We start from the raw sequence: 17,572 nt of genomic DNA, 5'->3' as shown, positions 1-17,572 counted from the left end.
TGTGAATAGAAAAAAGCTATCATTTTCGATAGCTTTTTTCTATTTTGTCTTTGTAGTTATTTTTACTATGTTCAACTCGGAATGGAGAAACACGTTGTGAGTAAAAGATTAATGGTTCATGGTACTGATGATTACTTTTTCCGGATTTGACGTGGATGCAAAGAACACATGCCCAAACGATTACGGCAGGTAAAAAGAGGATGAGCCATATCATATTTCCACACCTCAGCACAATATATTTTCTACACTTTGAACATACTATTCTTATATGAAGGAATGATGAACGGCGTGTAAACAAAAATTAATATTTGGTAAAAATATGTTATTGACTATAGATGTGGTGAAGAGTGGAGAGGGAATGGCGTGTTTGCTATGTAACGTTTTGCAAAAGTAGTGAATGTTTTTTTTGAAGTGGTCTTGCCAATTTCGTGTGAAACTTGGTATTATTACTAGGTAATAATTTTTTATTGGAATAATATTTTTTACAGGAGTTTCGATTTATTATAAAGAAATATAAATTGGAATGTTTAAAAAATTTATCGTAAGATGGAAATAGTAAATATTTCTATTAGTTAATGAAATATATTTTCTAATAGAATACATCGTATTTTTACAGTCAATCTAGTTTTGTGACGAGAATCTGTAAAAACGGGACAAACAAGAGTATGGGAGTGGATTTTACATGTTTAAAATTCAAGAAGTTCGTGAATTAATTAAATTAATTGATAGCTCTAATATTGATGAATTTGAATACAAAAAAGACGGTACAACAATCAAAATGAAAAAGCGTGGTAATGAAGTTGTTGCTGTGCAAGCACCTGCAGCAAAACAAGCTATGCAACCAGTAGCGCCTGTTGAAGTTGAAACGACAGTAGCAGCAGCGCAAGCAGAAGCACCGAAGCAAGAAGAGAAGAAAACTGTTCAAGATGAAAACCTACATAAGATTACCTCACCAATGGTAGGTACATTCTATTCTTCATCTTCACCTGATACACCTCCATATGTAAGTATTGGGGATAGAGTATCGAAAGATTCTATCGTATGTATTGTCGAGGCTATGAAGTTATTTAACGAAATTGATGCTGATGTAGAGGGCGAAATTGTTGAAATTCTTGTTAATAACGGACAGCTTGTTGAGTATGGACAACCGCTATTTCTTGTAAAAGCGTAATAAGGGAGTCTTTGTGATGATAAAAAAAGTATTAATAGCCAATCGTGGGGAAATTGCTGTACGAATTATTCGTGCTTGTAAAGAAATGGACATTGAAACAGTTGCAATTTATTCAGAAGCAGATAAAGAGTCACTTCACGTACAGATTGCAGATGAGGCGTATTGTGTAGGACCAACGATTTCGAAAGAAAGCTATTTAAATTTGACGAATATTATTAGCGTTGCGAAGTTAACAGGCTGCGATGCTATTCATCCGGGATACGGATTTTTAGCAGAGAATGCAGATTTCGCAGAGTTATGCCGTGAATGTAACTTGATTTTTATCGGTCCAAGTCCAGAAGCTATTTCAAAGATGGGCACAAAAGACGTTGCTCGTGATACAATGAAAGAAGCAGGGGTTCCGATTGTACCAGGTTCACAAGGGATTATTAAAAATACCGAAGAAGCGATCGAGCTTGCTAATCAAATTGGATATCCAGTCATTATTAAAGCGACTGCAGGTGGCGGCGGAAAAGGTATTCGTGTTGCACGCCATGAAGAAGAGCTTATAAAAGGAATTCAAATTACACAGCAAGAAGCTAGTACCGCTTTTGGGAACCCTGGTGTATACTTAGAAAAGTACGTTGAAGATTTCCGCCATGTTGAGATTCAAATAATGGCAGATACACACGGAAATGCCATTCATTTAGGAGAGCGTGATTGTACAATTCAGCGCCGTTTGCAAAAACTATTAGAAGAAAGTCCATCACCTGCACTTGATGAAGATATTCGCAAGCAGATGGGTGAAGCGGCAGTTAAAGCGGCGGTAGCGGTTGATTATACAGGTGCTGGTACGGTTGAGTTTATTTATGAATATAAAACGAAAACCTTTTATTTCATGGAGATGAATACGAGAATTCAGGTTGAGCATCCAGTTACTGAAATGGTAACGGGAATGGACTTAATTAAAGAACAAATTCTTGTTGCTTCAGGAGAAAAGTTATCGTTACAGCAAGAAGAAGTACAATTTAATGGTTGGGCAATTGAATGTCGAATTAATGCGGAAAACCCTGCCAAAAAATTCATGCCATCTCCAGGTAAAGTAGAAATGTACTTACCACCAGGAGGATTTGGTATTCGCGTCGATTCAGCTGTATATCCGGGATATTCAATCCCACCTTTCTATGATTCGATGGTTGCTAAATTAATTGTTCACGGAAAAACACGTGAAGAGGCAATTGCAAAAATGAAGCGCGCACTTAGTGAATTTGTCATTGAAGGCGTACATACAACAATCCCGTTCCATTTGCAATTGCTAGATCATCCTGATTTTGTAAAAGGTGAGTTTAATACGAAATTTTTGGAAGAGCATGAACTTGTGACGCAGTGATACATTAAAGGAGGTTTTTTTCATGGCTGAACATATGTTAGATATGGGTCAAGATACAACTCTTGGTAAAGTAGAAATTGCACCAGAAGTAATTGAAGTAATTGCAGGTATTGCAGCTGCTGAAGTAGAAGGTGTAGCGGCAATGCGCGGTAATTTTGCTACAGATGTTGTTGAGAAGTTAGGTAAGAAAAATCATGGTAAAGGTGTAAAGGTTGAATTAGCAAACGAAGATATTATCGTTGACCTTTATGTTGTAATGTATTTTGGTGTAGCAATTCCAGTTGTTGCTCAAAAGATTCAAGACAATATTCGCCAAGCGCTCTTTACAATGACAGGACTTGAGCCAAAAGAAGTGAATGTTCACATCGTTGGCGTAACATTCGAAACACAAAAAACAGAAATCGAACCAGTGTAAGAATGAAAAGGTGCCTAGTAACATAGGCATCTTTTTTATCGTTTCATTTCTTCACAAATTACAATCCTCTAATTATTATACTATTTCAAAAAATAAGAAATAAAAAAGAAAATGTGTCGTTTTTCCAAAAAACGTACATTGTGATAAGATATGGAACTTGAAGTTAATCTTTTTATTATTTTTCAGCCTTGTAACCCGTGTGTGAAACGATAAATTGTGTTATTATCATTGTATTATAAGGTTGGAAAATCAATGAAAACTGTAAGAGTAAGTGAATTGACGGCTTATAAATTATAATAATATAACAAAGTATAAGGAAAGACTTGAAGCATAAAGGAGAGTTACAATGAAACGTAGGACGGCTAGAGAAAGAGCAATGCAAGCATTATACCAAATGGATATTACAGGTGAATTAGAACCGAAAGTAGCAGTGGAAAACACGCTAGATGAAGGCGAAGAAACAAATGAGTTTCTAGAGTCACTTGTAGTAGGTTTTGTAGAAAATAAAGAAGCAATCGATGAAGCGATTCGTCAAAACTTAAAAAAGTGGAAACTTGAGCGTATTAGTATTGTTGATCGCAGTATTTTACGTGTAGCTGTGTATGAAATGAAATACATGGAAGAAATTCCACACAACGTAACAATTAACGAAGCAATTGAAATTGCTAAAACATTTGGGGATGAGGAATCTCGTCGTTTTATTAACGGCGTTTTATCTAATATAAAAGATACACTGTAAATTCTTTAAGGGGGAATCTTAAAATGGTAGCAGTAATCATCAAAGGAAATGAAGTTGCGGAGAAAAAACGAGCACAATTAACAGAAGAAGTTGTGAAGTTGAAAGAGCAAGGGATTGTACCAGGATTAGCAGTTATTTTAGTTGGAGAAGATCCAGCATCTCGTTCTTATGTAAAAGGAAAAGAAAAAGGCTGTGAACAAGTAGGGATTTACTCAGAGCTAATTGAACTTCCTGAAACAATTACTGAGGAACGCTTGCTTGCTGAAATCGATCGCTTAAATGGCGATGACCGTATTAATGGCATATTAGTGCAATTACCTTTACCGAAACATATTGAAGAAAAAGCTATCATTGAAAGAATTTCACCAGAAAAGGATGTAGATGGATTTCACCCAATTAGCGTGGGACGTATGATGACGGGACAAGATACATTCCTTCCATGTACACCGCACGGTATTGTAGAATTAGTAAAAGAAACGAATCTTGATATTTCTGGAAAACATGTAGTAGTAATTGGAAGAAGTAATATTGTCGGTAAACCAGTGGGACAATTGTTCTTAAATGAAAATGCAACTGTCACATATTGTCATTCTAAGACGCAAAATATGAAAGAGTTATCGAAGTTAGCGGATATTTTAATCGTAGCTGTTGGACGACCTAAAATGATAACAGCGGATTATATTAAAGAAGGAGCGGTTGTAATTGACGTTGGTGTAAACCGTTTAGAAACAGGGAAACTTTGTGGTGATGTTGATTTTGACAACGTGTTAAATGTTGCGGGTTACATTACACCTGTGCCAAAGGGTGTTGGTCCAATGACAATCACAATGCTTCTTCATAATACTGTTGAATCTGCCAAACGTGCAGGTGTCGTTTGTAAATAATTTGAGTCGGCTATGAGGAGAGAGAAATGGAGAAGCAATATTTAACCGTTACAGCGTTAACACGCTATATAAAAACAAAAATAGAATATGATCCGCATTTGCAGTCTGTTTGGTTAAAAGGTGAAATTTCCAACTTTAAAAATCATAGCCGTGGCCACATGTATTTTACATTGAAAGATGAAAATGCAAGAATCGCAGCGGTTATGTTTGCGGGTCATAATCGTAATATTAAATTCAAACCTGAAAATGGGATGAAGGTACTCGTGAAAGGGAAAATCTCTGTTTACGAGGCGAGTGGTTCTTATCAAATTTATATTCAAGACATGCAGCCTGACGGAGTCGGAAATTTACATTTAGCGTACGAACAGTTAAAAGTTCGTTTAGAAGAAGAAGGACTTTTTTCTCAAGTTTATAAAAAAGCAATTCCTCCTTACGCTAAAACAATAGGTGTGATTACGTCGCCAACAGGAGCAGCGATTCGTGATATTATAACAACGATTAAACGTCGTTATCCAATTGGGAATGTTATTGTATTTCCGGTACTTGTACAAGGGGAGTCAGCGGCTCCCTCGATTGTACAAGCGATTCGTACAGCGAATGAAATGGGAGAGATAGATGTACTAATCGTTGGCCGTGGTGGAGGTTCTATTGAGGAATTATGGGCTTTCAATGAGGAAATGGTTGCAAGAGCAATCTTTAAGAGTGAAATTCCTATTATTTCGGCAGTAGGCCATGAAACGGATTTTACAATCGCAGATTTTGTTGCAGATTTACGCGCGCCAACACCGACTGCAGCAGCTGAGCTGGCAGCACCTAACATTATAGAGTTACAAGAAAAGGTATTACAAAGAACTCTGAGATTGCAAAGAGCGATGAGAGAGTTAGTACATAAAAAAGAAGAAAAACTACAAGTGTTGCAAAAATCGTATGCGTTCCGTTATCCAAGACAAGTATATGAGCAAAAGGAAGAGCAATTAGATAGAGCGCTAGAACAGCTTGTTTTAGCGAAAGAGCGCTATATTGATAAAAAGGTGAATCAGTTAAAGCAACTTTCATTTTATTTAGAGAAGCACCACCCATCTCAAAAAATTATGCAAACAAAGGTAGCTGTTGAAACGTTGCAAAAGCAATTACAACGTGAAATGCAAACGTTACTTCAAACGAAAGAATTTGCCTTTGTAAGAGCTGCTCAAAAACTTGAAGCGTTAAGTCCGCTTAAAGTAATGATGAGAGGGTACGGGCTTGTATATGATGAAGAGAAGCAAGTGTTAAAAAGTGTGAAAGATGTAAGCCTTGGAGATGCTGTTTCAGTTCAATTACAAGATGGAATACTAGATTGTAGCGTATCAGGCATAGAGGAGCGTGAATTGAATAATGGAAAATAAATTAAGCTTTGAAGAGGCAATTTCGCAACTTGAGCATCTTGTTTCTAAGCTAGAACAAGGTGACGTACCGTTAGAAGAAGCGATTTCTTATTTTAAAGAGGGCATGGAATTATCTAAGCTTTGTGATGAGAAGTTGAAGAATGTACAAGAACAAATGGCAGTTATTCTTGGGGAAGATGGAGAGCTTGAACCGTTTACTGCTGTAGGAGATGAAGCATAGTGACGATTGCTTTTGATACTTTTTTGAAAGAAAGTAAAACTTTCGTAGAAGAGAAACTTGTAAGCTATGCAAATGAATTACAATGTCCAAATGTACTTCGTGAAGCGATGGCATATTCTTTGGAAGCGGGTGGAAAACGTCTCCGCCCGTTACTTTTGTTTGCAACATTACAAGCGTTTGGGAAAGAAAGAAATCTTGGAGTAGGTGCAGCTTGTGCTCTTGAAATGATTCATACATATTCTTTAGTTCATGATGATTTACCTTGTATGGATGATGATGATTTAAGAAGAGGAAAACCCACAAATCACAAAGTATTTGGTGAAGCGATGGCAGTTTTAGCAGGAGATGGCTTATTGACGTATGCTTTTCAAGTAATTATGGCATATGAGCAAAAAGAAATTTCTGCCGAAAAAAAAGTAAGACTTGTACTTGAACTTGCAAAAGCAGCAGGACCAGAAGGAATGGTTGGCGGACAAGTGGCAGATATGGAAGCTGAAGGGAAACGCCTTACGATTGATGAATTGGAGTACATCCATAAACATAAGACGGGAAAACTGCTTGAATTTGCTGTGCTTGCGGGTGCGATACTTTCTGATGCGACAGAAGAGCAAGAAGAAAAGTTGCTTACGTTTGCCAAATATATCGGTCTAGCTTTCCAAATTCGAGATGATATTTTAGATGTCGAAGGAACCGAAGAAGAGATTGGGAAACCGATTGGTAGTGATCTTTCTAACGAAAAGAGTACATATACGACGTTGTTTACTGTAGATAGAGCAAAGGATATTTTAGAAGAAACAATTGCAGAAGCAAAAGGTGCGATTAGCTCCTTGCAATTACAAGATGAATATTTACTATCTATTTGCGATTTAATTGCAAAACGTAATAACTAATATAACAGCGTTTTCATTTGTTGAGTCATTTATCATTTTATGATATAACTGTAGGAAAAGGTTTTTCTTTTCTTGTTATTGGCAAAAATATATGTAGATTACATTGCCGTTATCACTTCGTGTTAGCGGCTATTTTTTTCATCGCCTAAAGAAATATGGTTTATAATAGGATTAGGGCGCAATAGACTGGTTAATAGCGGGACAAGACGAAAAATAGAAAAGAGAATTTCTTGTTTTGTGTAAATGTTTTTTATAATATTTGACATGTTGACAGATTATGAAATGAAAGTGAGTGATCCATGTGGATCTAACGCAAATTCAAAACCCTAGTTTTTTGAAAGATATGTCTATCAGTGAACTAGAGGGATTGAGTGAGGATATTCGTAAGTTTTTAATTGAAGAGCTCTCTCAAACAGGTGGACATATTGCGCCTAATTTAGGTGTAGTAGAACTCACAATTGCTCTGCATAAATTATTTGATAGCCCGCAAGATAAATTTTTATGGGATGTAGGACATCAATCCTATGTACATAAAATTTTAACTGGACGCGCGAAAGAGTTTGGTACATTAAGGCAATATCAAGGCCTATGTGGTTTTCCGAAACGTTGTGAGAGTGAGCACGACGTATGGGAAACTGGTCATAGCTCGACATCGTTATCGGCTGCAATGGGAATGGCTCTGGCACGTGATTTAAAGAAAACGAAAGAATATGTTATACCAATTATTGGAGATGGTGCTTTAACAGGCGGAATGGCTTTAGAGGCATTGAACCATATTGGACATGAAAAGACAGATATGATTGTTATTTTGAATGATAATGAAATGTCAATTGCACCAAACGTTGGTGCGCTCCATAATGTACTTGGTCGTTTACGTACCGCAGGAAAATATCACTGGGTAAAAGATGAATTAGAGTATATATTAAAGAAAATCCCAGCAGTTGGCGGGAAAGTGGCTGCGACAGCAGAGAAAATAAAAGATAGTCTTAAATATTTACTAGTATCTGGTGTCTTTTTCGAAGAGTTAGGCTTTACATATTTAGGTCCAGTCGATGGGCATGATTATGAAAAGCTATTCGAAACGTTGCAATATGCAAAGAAAACAAAAGGCCCAGTGCTTGTTCACGTTATTACGAAAAAAGGAAAAGGTTATAAACCGGCCGAGAGTGACGTTATTGGAACTTGGCATGGAACAGGACCTTATAAAATTGAATCAGGTGACTTTGTTAAGCCGAAAGAAGTTGCACCAGCATGGAGTGCTGTTGTTAGTGAAACAGTACTTAAGCTAGCGAGAGCGGATGAGCGTATCGTAGCAATTACACCTGCAATGCCTGTTGGATCAAAACTTGAGAAATTCCAAAAAGAATTCCCAAATCGTATGATTGATGTAGGTATTGCAGAACAGCATGCTACAACGATGGCAGCAGGTATGGCAACGCAAGGAATGAAGCCATTCTTAGCAATTTATTCGACATTTCTACAAAGAGCATATGACCAAGTTGTTCATGATATATGCCGCCAAAATTTAAATGTTTTCATTGGAATAGATCGCTCAGGATTAGTAGGAGCAGATGGTGAAACGCATCAAGGCGTATTTGATATCTCATTCTTACGTCACTTGCCAAATATGGTGCTTATGATGCCGAAAGATGAAAATGAAGGGCAACATTTAGTTTATACGGCGATGCAATATGAAGATGGACCAATCGCATTGCGTTATGCGCGCGGTAATGGACTTGGCGTTCATATGGATGAAGAATTAAAGGCGATTCCGATCGGTACGTGGGAGACGTTAAAAGAGGGTACACAAGCAGCTATTTTAACGTTTGGTACGACAATACCAATGGCGATGGAAGCCGCTGAGCGTCTTGAAAAAGCTGGAGTTTCAGTGAAAGTAGTGAATGCTCGCTTTATTAAACCAATGGATGAAGCATATTTACATGATCTTCTAGGAAAGAATATACCGATTTTAACGATTGAAGAAGCTTGTTTAATTGGTGGTTTTGGAACAGGAGTAGTTGAATTTGCATCTGAAAATGGTTACCATAGTGCATTAGTTGAACGAATGGGTATTCCAGACCGCTTCATAGAGCACGGAAGTGTAACAAAATTATTAGAAGAAATTGGTTTAACGACAGATGCTGTCGTAGACCGTATTCATACAATGATTCCATCAAAACAAAAAAGGGCGTAACAAATGAGCGTAAAAAAAGAAAGAGTAGATGTACTATTAGTAGAGCGAGGACTTATAGAAACGCGTGAGAAAGCAAAGCGCGCCATTATGGCGGGACTCGTATATGCAAATGAAATGAGACTTGATAAGCCAGGAGAGAAAATCTCGCAAGATACTGAGATTACGGTGAAGGGACAAGTTATGCCGTATGTAAGTCGTGGTGGTTATAAACTTGAAAAGGCATTAGAGACATTTCATCTTGATTTACAAGATAAAGTTATGATAGATATTGGTTCATCAACTGGTGGCTTTACAGATTGTGCGCTTCAAAATGGAGCGAAATTATCTTATGCATTAGATGTAGGATACAATCAACTAGCGTGGAAATTACGTCAAGATGAGCGTGTTGTTGTAATGGAACGAACAAATTTCCGTTACGTGACACCAGCAGACTTAGAACGTGGTTTACCTCAATTTGCAAGTATTGATGTTTCATTTATATCATTAAAGCTTATACTGCCAGTTTTAAAAACAATGCTTATGCCTAACGGAGATGTAGCGGCGTTAATTAAACCACAGTTTGAAGCTGGAAGAGAGCAAGTTGGGAAAAAAGGTATCGTTCGTGATAGAAAAGTACATGAAGCTGTTGTAGAAATGATTGTCGAGTTTGCTTTAAAAGAAGGCTATGATGTGGAAGGTTTAACATTTTCACCAATTACGGGTGGAGACGGTAATATTGAATTTTTAATTCATCTGAAATGGCATGGTGAACGTGAGAATGGCGAAAATCATTCTCCGATTTCTATAGAGCAAGTTGTTACAGAAGCGCATGACGTTCTAAAACAAAAAGGGAAAGGGGAATAACATATGTTGTTCCTCTTTTTGCTGTAATTGTATAATGATTGTAAAAACAATTGTGTACAAGAAACGAATTATAAGTTAACATAAATAAGTGAAGTATACCAATGTTTAAACTATGGTAAGAGATAGTGTGAGGTGCAAATGTATGAATAAAGGTCAGCGCCATATTAAAATCAGGGAAATTATTGCAAACAAAGAAATTGAAACACAAGATGAATTAGTTGATATTTTACGTAATGAGGGATTTAATGTAACGCAAGCAACAGTATCGCGCGATATTAAAGAACTGCACTTAGTGAAGGTGCCATTACATGATGGGCGCTATAAATATAGCTTGCCAGCAGATCAACGATTTAACCCGTTACAAAAATTAAAACGAAATCTAGTGGATTCATTTGTAAAATTAGACACGGCAGGACATATGCTTGTGCTAAAAACATTGCCTGGTAACGCTCATTCACTTGGAGCACTTATTGATCATTTAGAGTGGGATGAGATCATCGGAACCATCTGTGGTGATGATACTTGCTTAATTATTTGCCGTACACCTGACGATACAGGTGTTGTCTCTGATCGTTTCTTAAATATGTTGTAACAAAAAATCTTGTTTGCTTTCCATCGTAAAGTGGAAAGTGAACAAGATATTTTTATTGGTTAAAAATATGAATTTTCAATTGTAATATAATATTTTGTTTGCATAAAGTTAGAAAATAGATGGATTGACCCGTAAAACAAATGTTTGGTACAATGAAGCGGGTTAGAAGAGTATATACATACAAATATATAACATGATTATTTGAATGAAGAACTGAGAAAATCCTTTAGTAAGGGATTATTTTATAACGAGGTGAATGGGGCATTGTTATCGGAATTATCGATTAGAAACTTTGCTATTATTGAAGCATTAAATATTTCTTTTCAAAAAGGTTTAACGGTTTTAAGCGGTGAAACAGGGGCCGGAAAATCGATTATTATTGATGCGATTAGTTTACTTGTAGGTGGCCGTGGATCAGCAGAATTTGTTCGATATGGAACAGAAAAGGCTGAGATTGAAGGGCTATTTTATGTTGAAGATGAGAAGCATCCATGTATTGAAAAGGCAGAAGAGTTAGATATAGAAATAGAAGATGGCATGATTATTTTAAAGCGTGATATTGCTGCGAACGGAAAGAGTGTATGTCGTGTAAATGGGAAGCTTGTTACACTTAGCATATTAAAAGAAATTGGGAAATCACTTGTTGATATTCATGGACAGCACGAAACGCAAGATTTAATGAATGAAGAACGACATCTGTTTATGCTTGATCACTTTGATGGGGATCGAATCGTTAAACAATTAGACATATATCAAAATGTATACGCTGACTATGAAAAATTAAAAAAACAATTGAAATCGTTAAGTGAAAATGAACAACAAATGGCACATCGCTTAGATTTAATTCAATTTCAGCATGAAGAAATTCGCAAGGCAGATTTAAAGATGGATGAAGAAAATGAATTAACTGAGGAACGATTGCAAATTTCTAATTTTGAAAAGATTTATAAAGCGTTAGGTGATGCATATCGTTCGTTAAGTGCCGACGGACAAGGGTTAGATAATGTAAGAGGTGCAATGGGACAAATGGAAAGTATTACACATTTAGATGAAATGTATCAAGAGAATTATGATTCAATTGCAAATAGCTATTACTTATTAGAAGAGGTTGCCTATCAACTGAGAGAAAAGCTCGATATGATGGAATATGATCCAAATCGTTTAGATGAAATCGAAACACGTTTGAATGAAATTCGTATGCTAAAGAGAAAATATGGAAATACTGTAGAAGAGATTTTAGCGTATGCAGATAAAATTGAACAGGAAATTTTTACAATTGAAAATAAAGACGTTCATATTGAAACGACGAAGAAACAGTTGAAGGAATTAGAGAGTGTTATTCTGAAAGAAGCAACGTTGTTAAGTAATATGCGTCATGAGCTTGCAGAACATCTTACAAATGCAATTCATCAGGAATTAAAAGAATTATATATGGAAAAAACGAAATTTGAAGTGCGAATTATGAAGAGAGCAGGAAATGCAGAAGAACCCCTTGTGGAAGGTGCACCGGTAAGACTTACGGTGGATGGTTACGATCATGTGGAATTTTATATTTCAACGAACCCAGGAGAGCCGCTAAAACCACTTTCAAAGGTTGCTTCTGGCGGAGAGTTATCTCGTATTATTTTAGCTTTAAAAAGCATTTTTTCTAAGCATCAAGGGGTTGCATCTGTTATTTTTGATGAAGTGGATACGGGTGTAAGTGGCCGAGTCGCACAGGCTATTGCGGAAAAAATTTATCGAGTATCAGTAAACTCGCAAGTACTTTGTATTACGCACTTACCTCAAGTAGCTTCAATGGCGGATTCACATTTATTTATTCGAAAACAAGTAGCGAATGATCGGACAATTACATCAGTTACTGTTTTAACTATGGAGGATAAAGTAACAGAAATAGCTCGAATGATTTCTGGTGTAGAAATCACAGATTTAACGACAGAGCATGCGAAAGAATTACTTACGCAAGCGCATCATTTTAAACAGACAGCAGAGGCTATCCAGTAATGGATAGCTTTTTTTCTCAAATGACGATTTCTTAATTCTTCCGGTTATAAATAATGCACTGCAAGGAGAGATTAAAAAGTGAAGCCAAGAGGCTGAATGTGGGGTAGGAGCGAGGAGAGTGAACAAGTTGAAATTAGAAAAATTTCGAAAAATAATAGGTCTTTGTCTCCTTGTTTCTTTAGTTTTTATTGGATGTTTTAAACCGCTTCGAACGTTTATTTCATCACCGAAACAACTTGTTGTTTTTGAAGGACAACAATCAGAAATATCATCATTACCAGTTTTCAAAGCTTCATCCACAAATCGTCATGTATTTACAGTGAGTTCGAATGAACAAAAACAAGGACTTATGGTAAATTCTCATCAAAATGGTGAAGCTGATATGGTATTTCAGCTTGCTGGTTTTCCAGTGAAAAAAGTAAATGTGAAAGTGTTAAAAGATTTTAAAGTAATTCCAGGTGGACAATCAATTGGTGTGAAATTAAATACAAAAGGTGTACTTGTTGTAGGCCATCATTTAATTCAAACTGAAAAGGGTAAAATATCTCCTGGTGAAACAGCAGGTGTACAAATTGGAGATATGATTACTGAAATTAATGGTAAAACAATTGAAAGAATGAGTGATGTAGCACCGTTTATTCATAATAGTGGAGAAACAGGTGAACCGCTTAATCTTGTATTGTTAAGAGATGGAAAATATATTCGTACGAAGCTAACTCCACAAAAAGACAACGGTGAATCGTCTTATCGAATTGGCTTGTATATCCGTGATTCGGCAGCTGGAATTGGAACGATGACATTTGTTCATCCAGATTCTATGAAATACGGGGCACTTGGTCATGTTATTTCTGATAATGATACGAAAAAGCCGATTCAAGTCGAAGATGGACAAATTATGCGCTCGACAGTCACATCAATTGAAAGAGGTAGTCATGGGAATCCAGGGGAGAAATTAGCAAGATTCTCACCAGATCGTGAAGTGATTGGCAATATTACAATTAATAGTCCATATGGTATTTTTGGCAAATTAAATACGAATATGAAAAACGGTATAATGGATAAAGCGATGCCTATCGCATTATCTCATCAAGTAAAAGAAGGACCGGCAAAAATATTAACAGTTATTGATCAAGATAAAGTAGAAGCGTTTGATATTGAAGTTGTTAGTACAGTGCAACAAAAATTCCCAGCCACAAAGGGTATGGTAATAAAAGTAACAGATAAACGTCTATTAGCGAAAACGGGCGGTATCGTACAAGGGATGAGCGGAAGTCCAATTGTACAAAATGGAAAAGTAATTGGTGCTGTTACGCATGTATTTGTAAATGATCCAACATCAGGATATGGTGTTCATATTGAATGGATGTTACATCAAGCTGGAATTAATATTTATGATCAAGAGAAAAAAGCGAGCTAATATATATATTAGCTCGCTTTTTCTGTTGAAAAATTCGTTGAAATTTTGTAAAAGCTCCGCAAGAGGTGTTTTTTGTTGTAAAATAAAAGAAAAGGGTTGAACGTTTCGTTGTATTTCTATGATGGAATGTGTTGCGAAAGGGAATAAATGAACGATAAACATATTTTTTTGTGATTTTATCGGAAAGTAAGAAACTTTAAAAGGGAATTTTCACACAATTGTCGAACAATTCATGTAGCCTAGAAGGATACACATGTCGGAGAATCGATTCGGTAAGGGAGGAAAAGCTGTGGAGAAAATTAAAGTATGTCTTGTGGATGATAATAAAGAACTAGTATCAATGTTAGAGAGCTATGTAGCTGCTCAAGATGATATGGAAGTAATCGGTACTGCTTATAATGGTCAAGAGTGTTTAAACTTATTAGCAGATAAGCAACCTGATGTACTCGTTTTAGACATTATTATGCCACACTTAGATGGTTTAGCTGTATTGGAAAAAATGCGACATATTGAAAGGTTAAAACAGCCTAGCGTAATTATGTTGACAGCATTCGGGCAAGAAGATGTGACGAAAAAAGCAGTTGACTTAGGTGCCTCATATTTCATATTAAAACCATTTGATATGGAGAATTTAACGAGTCATATTCGTCAAGTGAGTGGTAAAGCAAACGCTATGATTAAACGTCCACTACCATCATTCCGATCAGCAACAACAGTAGATGGAAAACCGAAAAACTTAGATGCGAGTATTACGAGTATCATTCATGAAATTGGTGTACCCGCTCATATTAAAGGATATATGTATTTACGAGAAGCAATCTCCATGGTATACAACGATATCGAATTATTAGGATCGATTACGAAAGTATTGTATCCAGATATCGCAAAGAAATATAATACAACAGCAAGCCGTGTGGAGCGCGCAATTCGTCACGCGATTGAAGTAGCGTGGAGCCGTGGGAATATTGATTCTATTTCGTCCTTATTCGGTTATACAGTATCCATGTCAAAAGCAAAACCTACGAATTCTGAGTTTATCGCAATGGTTGCGGATAAGCTGAGACTTGAACATAAAGCTAGCTGAGAGTAGAAGTAGAAAAGGGTTTTTGTTTTAGTAAAACCGATGCATGCTGGAACTCTATACTCGACAGTAATTTTAAAACTAATAAACTTTTTAATGAAAGACCAATGAATGTTATAATTCGTTGGTTTTTTTATTTTGTTTAGAAAAAGAGATTATTTGATATTATGGAAAATAAAACCTGTTTTTAGTAATATTACATGTAAGTGAGTTTTTTTATAAGACAATTAAATAGATATAGATAGGGGGAAGGGGAATGAAAAATAAAATTTCAACTTGGCTAGGAATAGTAGCAGCTATGGGAGTTCTTGCTATTGCAGTTACATTTGGGATGTTAGAACTTGCCGATAATCCAGTAGATAAAGAAGTGAGCGCTCAAATAGATAAAAAAGAAGACCAAACAATAGTAGGTAGAGAGGTAGATGGGGTCTTTGTTGATGTGTATGTTACTGAAAATTCTACTGAAAGAGAAGTCATTACAGCGATGCATCGCATGACTCATCAAAAAGTGGTGGCAGAACGAAAATCGGGCTCTATCCCAATGATTCAAAATAATGCTAAAAAATTAAAAGAAATCATAAATAAGAGTAGCTTTTCGAAGAAAAATGAGCTATTAGCAATTGCTAATAGATGGGCACAAAAAGATTTTAGTAAAATTGTAGAAGATCACAATTATTTCTCGGATGTTCAAGAAGATAACGTTTGTAAAGCAACTAGAGCGATGGATGCGGTAGAAGAGCAACATTATATTTTAACTACATTCGGGGAGGAAAAAGCGAAAGTACTATACGAATCAGGGGATGCTCCGCACGTTCAATAAAAAATAATATAAAGGGCTTCTAGTTTTTTATGATCGTGTTTAAGGACGCAATGGGGGCTTATAAATAAATAGTCTGCTTTCTTTATGATTTGTAACAAAAATAATAAAGGAACGGCTAAATCGCATCGTAGCACATCTGTTAAAGGATTTTAGCAGGGAAGTCATCCGTGATATAATAGAAAATAATAAAAAGCCCTGCAAAACAGGACTGTATTATTCTTCGTCTTTATTTTGTTTTTCTAATTCAACTAGCTTTTGAATTAAAATGTGTTGCGGCATATGCATGAGTTGTTCAAGTGGAACACCTAGTGCTTTTGATAAGCGGACTGCAGTATCTGGAGAAATTTGCAATGGTCTCATAGAAGTACCTCCTTTTTCGTATAGTATAGCATAAGATTGGGGGAGTGAGGATGACTCTTATATTTGCGCATCGTGGTGCGGCTGGAACGTACCCAGAAAATACAATGCTTTCATTTGAAGCGGCTGAGTCTTTTAGAGCGGATGGAATTGAACTTGATGTTCAATTAACGAAAGATGGAAAAGTTGTCGTCATTCATGATGAAACGGTGGACCGGACTACAAATGGAAAAGGTGCGGTTCGGAATTATGTATATGAGGACTTATGTAAGTTAGATGCAAGTTATAAATTTGGTGATAAAGTAGGTTTTTGTAAAATACCACTTTTAGAAGAGGTATTAGAGTGGCTTGAACAAACGAGTTTGCTACTTAATATTGAACTTAAAAATAATAAAATTCCATATAGAGGTTTAGAGGAAGAAGTTATAACGCTTGTACGGAAATTTAGTTTAGAGGATCGCGTTGTATTTTCTTCGTTTAATCACTACAGTATGAAACGGTGCCATATGATGGCTCCTGATATTCAAACTGCAATTTTATATCGCGAAGGTTTGCATAGTCCGTGGGCATACGCGAAAAAAATGGGGGCTACAGCAGTACATCCGAATTATCGTTACCTTCAAGATGCTATTGCTGAACTAACGATGGAAAGTGGTGTAGAGGTTCGCCCTTATACAATTAATGAAGAAACGCTTATGCGTAAATATTTTGATATGAATATATCGGCGATTATTACTGATTACCCTGAAACGGCAAGAACGTTATTGCCGATAAAAAAATGAGACCGCGTGTAACGGTCTCATTTTTTTATTTATAAATAGTGGGGCATTCCTATCTTCTGAAGCGAGCTTGTACTTTATTTCGTTTACGATCTCGGTGTACGACGAAGCCACCAAAAATATAAAACCCGAGCCCGAAGCAGAGAGCGCCGATTAAAAATTGTAACCACAGTATAGAGATTGGTGGAAATAGAATCCCGAATACAGTATCTCTCATTAACTTTATACCAAACACAGCTAATGAAATAGGGATGAGTGCTAATGATAGAGCAAGGTAACGCTGCATATAAACGCTCCTTTTCAGATTATTTTGTTTATTTTAATGATGTTATATGAAAAGGGGGTTTGTCAAGAGGGGGTTGAACGAGTAAGATAAGGGTGTGAAAAAATTTGCAGAGTTACTTCGAGAGGA

At 36.3% G+C, this 17,572-nt stretch carries 19 protein-coding genes; 16 read left to right on the top strand and 3 right to left on the bottom strand.

Features of this window, described 5'->3' with window-relative positions; genetic code table 11:
- Window positions 1-19: 19 nt before the first annotated feature.
- The gene (locus CN409_RS15860; protein WP_003309905.1) at window positions 20-214 is read right to left on the bottom strand and encodes a hypothetical protein; all 195 of its coding nucleotides are present in this window, start codon (window positions 212-214) and stop codon (window positions 20-22) included.
- Between the two features lie 468 nt (window positions 215-682).
- On the opposite strand from CN409_RS15860, the gene accB reads away from it, so the two are divergent.
- From accB to CN409_RS15780, 15 genes are all read left to right on the top strand, one after another.
- Window positions 683-1,171 (top strand): acetyl-CoA carboxylase biotin carboxyl carrier protein, encoded by a 489-nt coding sequence (gene accB, locus CN409_RS15855; RefSeq protein ID WP_000472862.1) that lies wholly within the window; start codon window positions 683-685, stop codon window positions 1,169-1,171.
- Window positions 1,172-1,187: 16 nt separating this feature from the next.
- Entirely contained in the window at window positions 1,188-2,540 is a 1,353-nt protein-coding gene (gene accC, locus CN409_RS15850; protein ID WP_000592870.1) for an acetyl-CoA carboxylase biotin carboxylase subunit, read from the top strand.
- A gap of 22 nt (window positions 2,541-2,562) precedes the next feature.
- A complete protein-coding gene (locus tag CN409_RS15845) occupies window positions 2,563-2,955 on the top strand; it encodes an Asp23/Gls24 family envelope stress response protein (protein ID WP_000807630.1) in 393 nt (130 codons plus the stop codon).
- 346 nt (window positions 2,956-3,301) lie between these two features.
- Entirely contained in the window at window positions 3,302-3,694 is a 393-nt protein-coding gene (gene nusB, locus CN409_RS15840) for a N utilization substance protein NusB (RefSeq protein WP_000830247.1), read from the top strand.
- A 23-nt stretch (window positions 3,695-3,717) separates the two neighbouring features.
- Window positions 3,718-4,578: a bifunctional methylenetetrahydrofolate dehydrogenase/methenyltetrahydrofolate cyclohydrolase FolD gene (gene folD, locus CN409_RS15835; RefSeq protein WP_000226733.1), complete on the top strand. Its 861-nt coding sequence runs from the start codon at window positions 3,718-3,720 to the stop codon at window positions 4,576-4,578.
- Window positions 4,579-4,604: 26 nt separating this feature from the next.
- Window positions 4,605-5,963 (top strand): exodeoxyribonuclease VII large subunit, encoded by a 1,359-nt coding sequence (gene xseA / locus CN409_RS15830; RefSeq protein ID WP_000415249.1) that lies wholly within the window; start codon window positions 4,605-4,607, stop codon window positions 5,961-5,963.
- Complete coding sequence (gene xseB / locus CN409_RS15825; protein ID WP_000428424.1) at window positions 5,953-6,183, top strand: exodeoxyribonuclease VII small subunit; 231 nt, start codon at window positions 5,953-5,955, stop codon at window positions 6,181-6,183. Before xseA ends, xseB begins: the two co-directional genes overlap by 11 nt.
- A complete protein-coding gene (ispA, locus tag CN409_RS15820; protein WP_000150374.1) occupies window positions 6,183-7,073 on the top strand; it encodes a (2E,6E)-farnesyl diphosphate synthase in 891 nt (296 codons plus the stop codon). The genes xseB and ispA overlap by 1 nt, the downstream gene beginning before the upstream one ends.
- A 301-nt stretch (window positions 7,074-7,374) precedes the next feature.
- The gene (dxs, locus tag CN409_RS15815) at window positions 7,375-9,267 is read left to right on the top strand and encodes a 1-deoxy-D-xylulose-5-phosphate synthase (RefSeq protein ID WP_000366457.1); all 1,893 of its coding nucleotides are present in this window, start codon (window positions 7,375-7,377) and stop codon (window positions 9,265-9,267) included.
- Between the two features lie 3 nt (window positions 9,268-9,270).
- Entirely contained in the window at window positions 9,271-10,110 is an 840-nt protein-coding gene (locus tag CN409_RS15810; protein WP_000111874.1) for a TlyA family RNA methyltransferase, read from the top strand.
- 142 nt (window positions 10,111-10,252) lie between these two features.
- A complete protein-coding gene (gene argR, locus CN409_RS15805) occupies window positions 10,253-10,702 on the top strand; it encodes an arginine repressor ArgR (RefSeq protein WP_001032580.1) in 450 nt (149 codons plus the stop codon).
- Between the two features lie 264 nt (window positions 10,703-10,966).
- The gene (gene recN / locus CN409_RS15800; protein WP_044784469.1) at window positions 10,967-12,706 is read left to right on the top strand and encodes a DNA repair protein RecN; all 1,740 of its coding nucleotides are present in this window, start codon (window positions 10,967-10,969) and stop codon (window positions 12,704-12,706) included.
- A 118-nt stretch (window positions 12,707-12,824) separates the two neighbouring features.
- Window positions 12,825-14,123 (top strand): SpoIVB peptidase, encoded by a 1,299-nt coding sequence (spoIVB, locus tag CN409_RS15795; RefSeq protein WP_002000940.1) that lies wholly within the window; start codon window positions 12,825-12,827, stop codon window positions 14,121-14,123.
- A gap of 289 nt (window positions 14,124-14,412) precedes the next feature.
- Window positions 14,413-15,207 carry a sporulation transcription factor Spo0A gene (spo0A, locus tag CN409_RS15785; RefSeq protein WP_014894889.1) on the top strand — a complete coding sequence of 265 codons (795 nt, stop codon included), beginning with the start codon at window positions 14,413-14,415 and terminating at the stop codon, window positions 15,205-15,207.
- Window positions 15,208-15,460: 253 nt separating this feature from the next.
- Window positions 15,461-16,024 carry a PRK06770 family protein gene (locus CN409_RS15780; RefSeq protein WP_086390493.1) on the top strand — a complete coding sequence of 188 codons (564 nt, stop codon included), beginning with the start codon at window positions 15,461-15,463 and terminating at the stop codon, window positions 16,022-16,024.
- Between the two features lie 213 nt (window positions 16,025-16,237).
- Here the strand turns inward: CN409_RS15780 and CN409_RS15775 are convergent, their stop codons facing one another.
- Window positions 16,238-16,384 carry a YycC family protein gene (locus CN409_RS15775; protein ID WP_001247671.1) on the bottom strand — a complete coding sequence of 49 codons (147 nt, stop codon included), beginning with the start codon at window positions 16,382-16,384 and terminating at the stop codon, window positions 16,238-16,240.
- Between the two features lie 50 nt (window positions 16,385-16,434).
- Between CN409_RS15775 and CN409_RS15770 the strand changes: the two genes are divergently transcribed.
- Window positions 16,435-17,163, top strand: coding sequence for a glycerophosphodiester phosphodiesterase (locus CN409_RS15770; RefSeq protein ID WP_000172594.1), 729 nt, complete (start codon window positions 16,435-16,437; stop codon window positions 17,161-17,163).
- A 49-nt stretch (window positions 17,164-17,212) separates the two neighbouring features.
- Here the strand turns inward: CN409_RS15770 and CN409_RS15765 are convergent, their stop codons facing one another.
- Window positions 17,213-17,446 carry a DUF2627 domain-containing protein gene (locus CN409_RS15765; RefSeq protein WP_001190195.1) on the bottom strand — a complete coding sequence of 78 codons (234 nt, stop codon included), beginning with the start codon at window positions 17,444-17,446 and terminating at the stop codon, window positions 17,213-17,215.
- Window positions 17,447-17,572: the final 126 nt, after the last annotated feature.

This window comes from Bacillus sp. AFS012607, assembly GCF_002558005.1.
GTDB classification, from domain to species: Bacteria; Bacillota; Bacilli; order Bacillales; family Bacillaceae_G; genus Bacillus_A; species Bacillus_A thuringiensis_S.
Note: the sequence above shows the minus strand (reverse complement) of the source record. Positions and strands in the feature narration are given on the sequence as shown.

Coding starts and splice junctions, on each gene's coding strand:
- CN409_RS15860 (WP_003309905.1), bottom strand. CDS start 214: ATGATATGGCTCATCCTCTTTTTACCTGCCGTAATCGTTTGGGCATGT.
- accB (WP_000472862.1), top strand. CDS start 683: ATGTTTAAAATTCAAGAAGTTCGTGAATTAATTAAATTAATTGATAGC.
- accC (WP_000592870.1), top strand. CDS start 1,188: ATGATAAAAAAAGTATTAATAGCCAATCGTGGGGAAATTGCTGTACGA.
- CN409_RS15845 (WP_000807630.1), top strand. CDS start 2,563: ATGGCTGAACATATGTTAGATATGGGTCAAGATACAACTCTTGGTAAA.
- nusB (WP_000830247.1), top strand. CDS start 3,302: ATGAAACGTAGGACGGCTAGAGAAAGAGCAATGCAAGCATTATACCAA.
- folD (WP_000226733.1), top strand. CDS start 3,718: ATGGTAGCAGTAATCATCAAAGGAAATGAAGTTGCGGAGAAAAAACGA.
- xseA (WP_000415249.1), top strand. CDS start 4,605: ATGGAGAAGCAATATTTAACCGTTACAGCGTTAACACGCTATATAAAA.
- xseB (WP_000428424.1), top strand. CDS start 5,953: ATGGAAAATAAATTAAGCTTTGAAGAGGCAATTTCGCAACTTGAGCAT.
- CN409_RS15810 (WP_000111874.1), top strand. CDS start 9,271: ATGAGCGTAAAAAAAGAAAGAGTAGATGTACTATTAGTAGAGCGAGGA.
- argR (WP_001032580.1), top strand. CDS start 10,253: ATGAATAAAGGTCAGCGCCATATTAAAATCAGGGAAATTATTGCAAAC.
- CN409_RS15780 (WP_086390493.1), top strand. CDS start 15,461: ATGAAAAATAAAATTTCAACTTGGCTAGGAATAGTAGCAGCTATGGGA.
- CN409_RS15775 (WP_001247671.1), bottom strand. CDS start 16,384: ATGAGACCATTGCAAATTTCTCCAGATACTGCAGTCCGCTTATCAAAA.
- CN409_RS15770 (WP_000172594.1), top strand. CDS start 16,435: ATGACTCTTATATTTGCGCATCGTGGTGCGGCTGGAACGTACCCAGAA.
- CN409_RS15765 (WP_001190195.1), bottom strand. CDS start 17,446: ATGCAGCGTTACCTTGCTCTATCATTAGCACTCATCCCTATTTCATTA.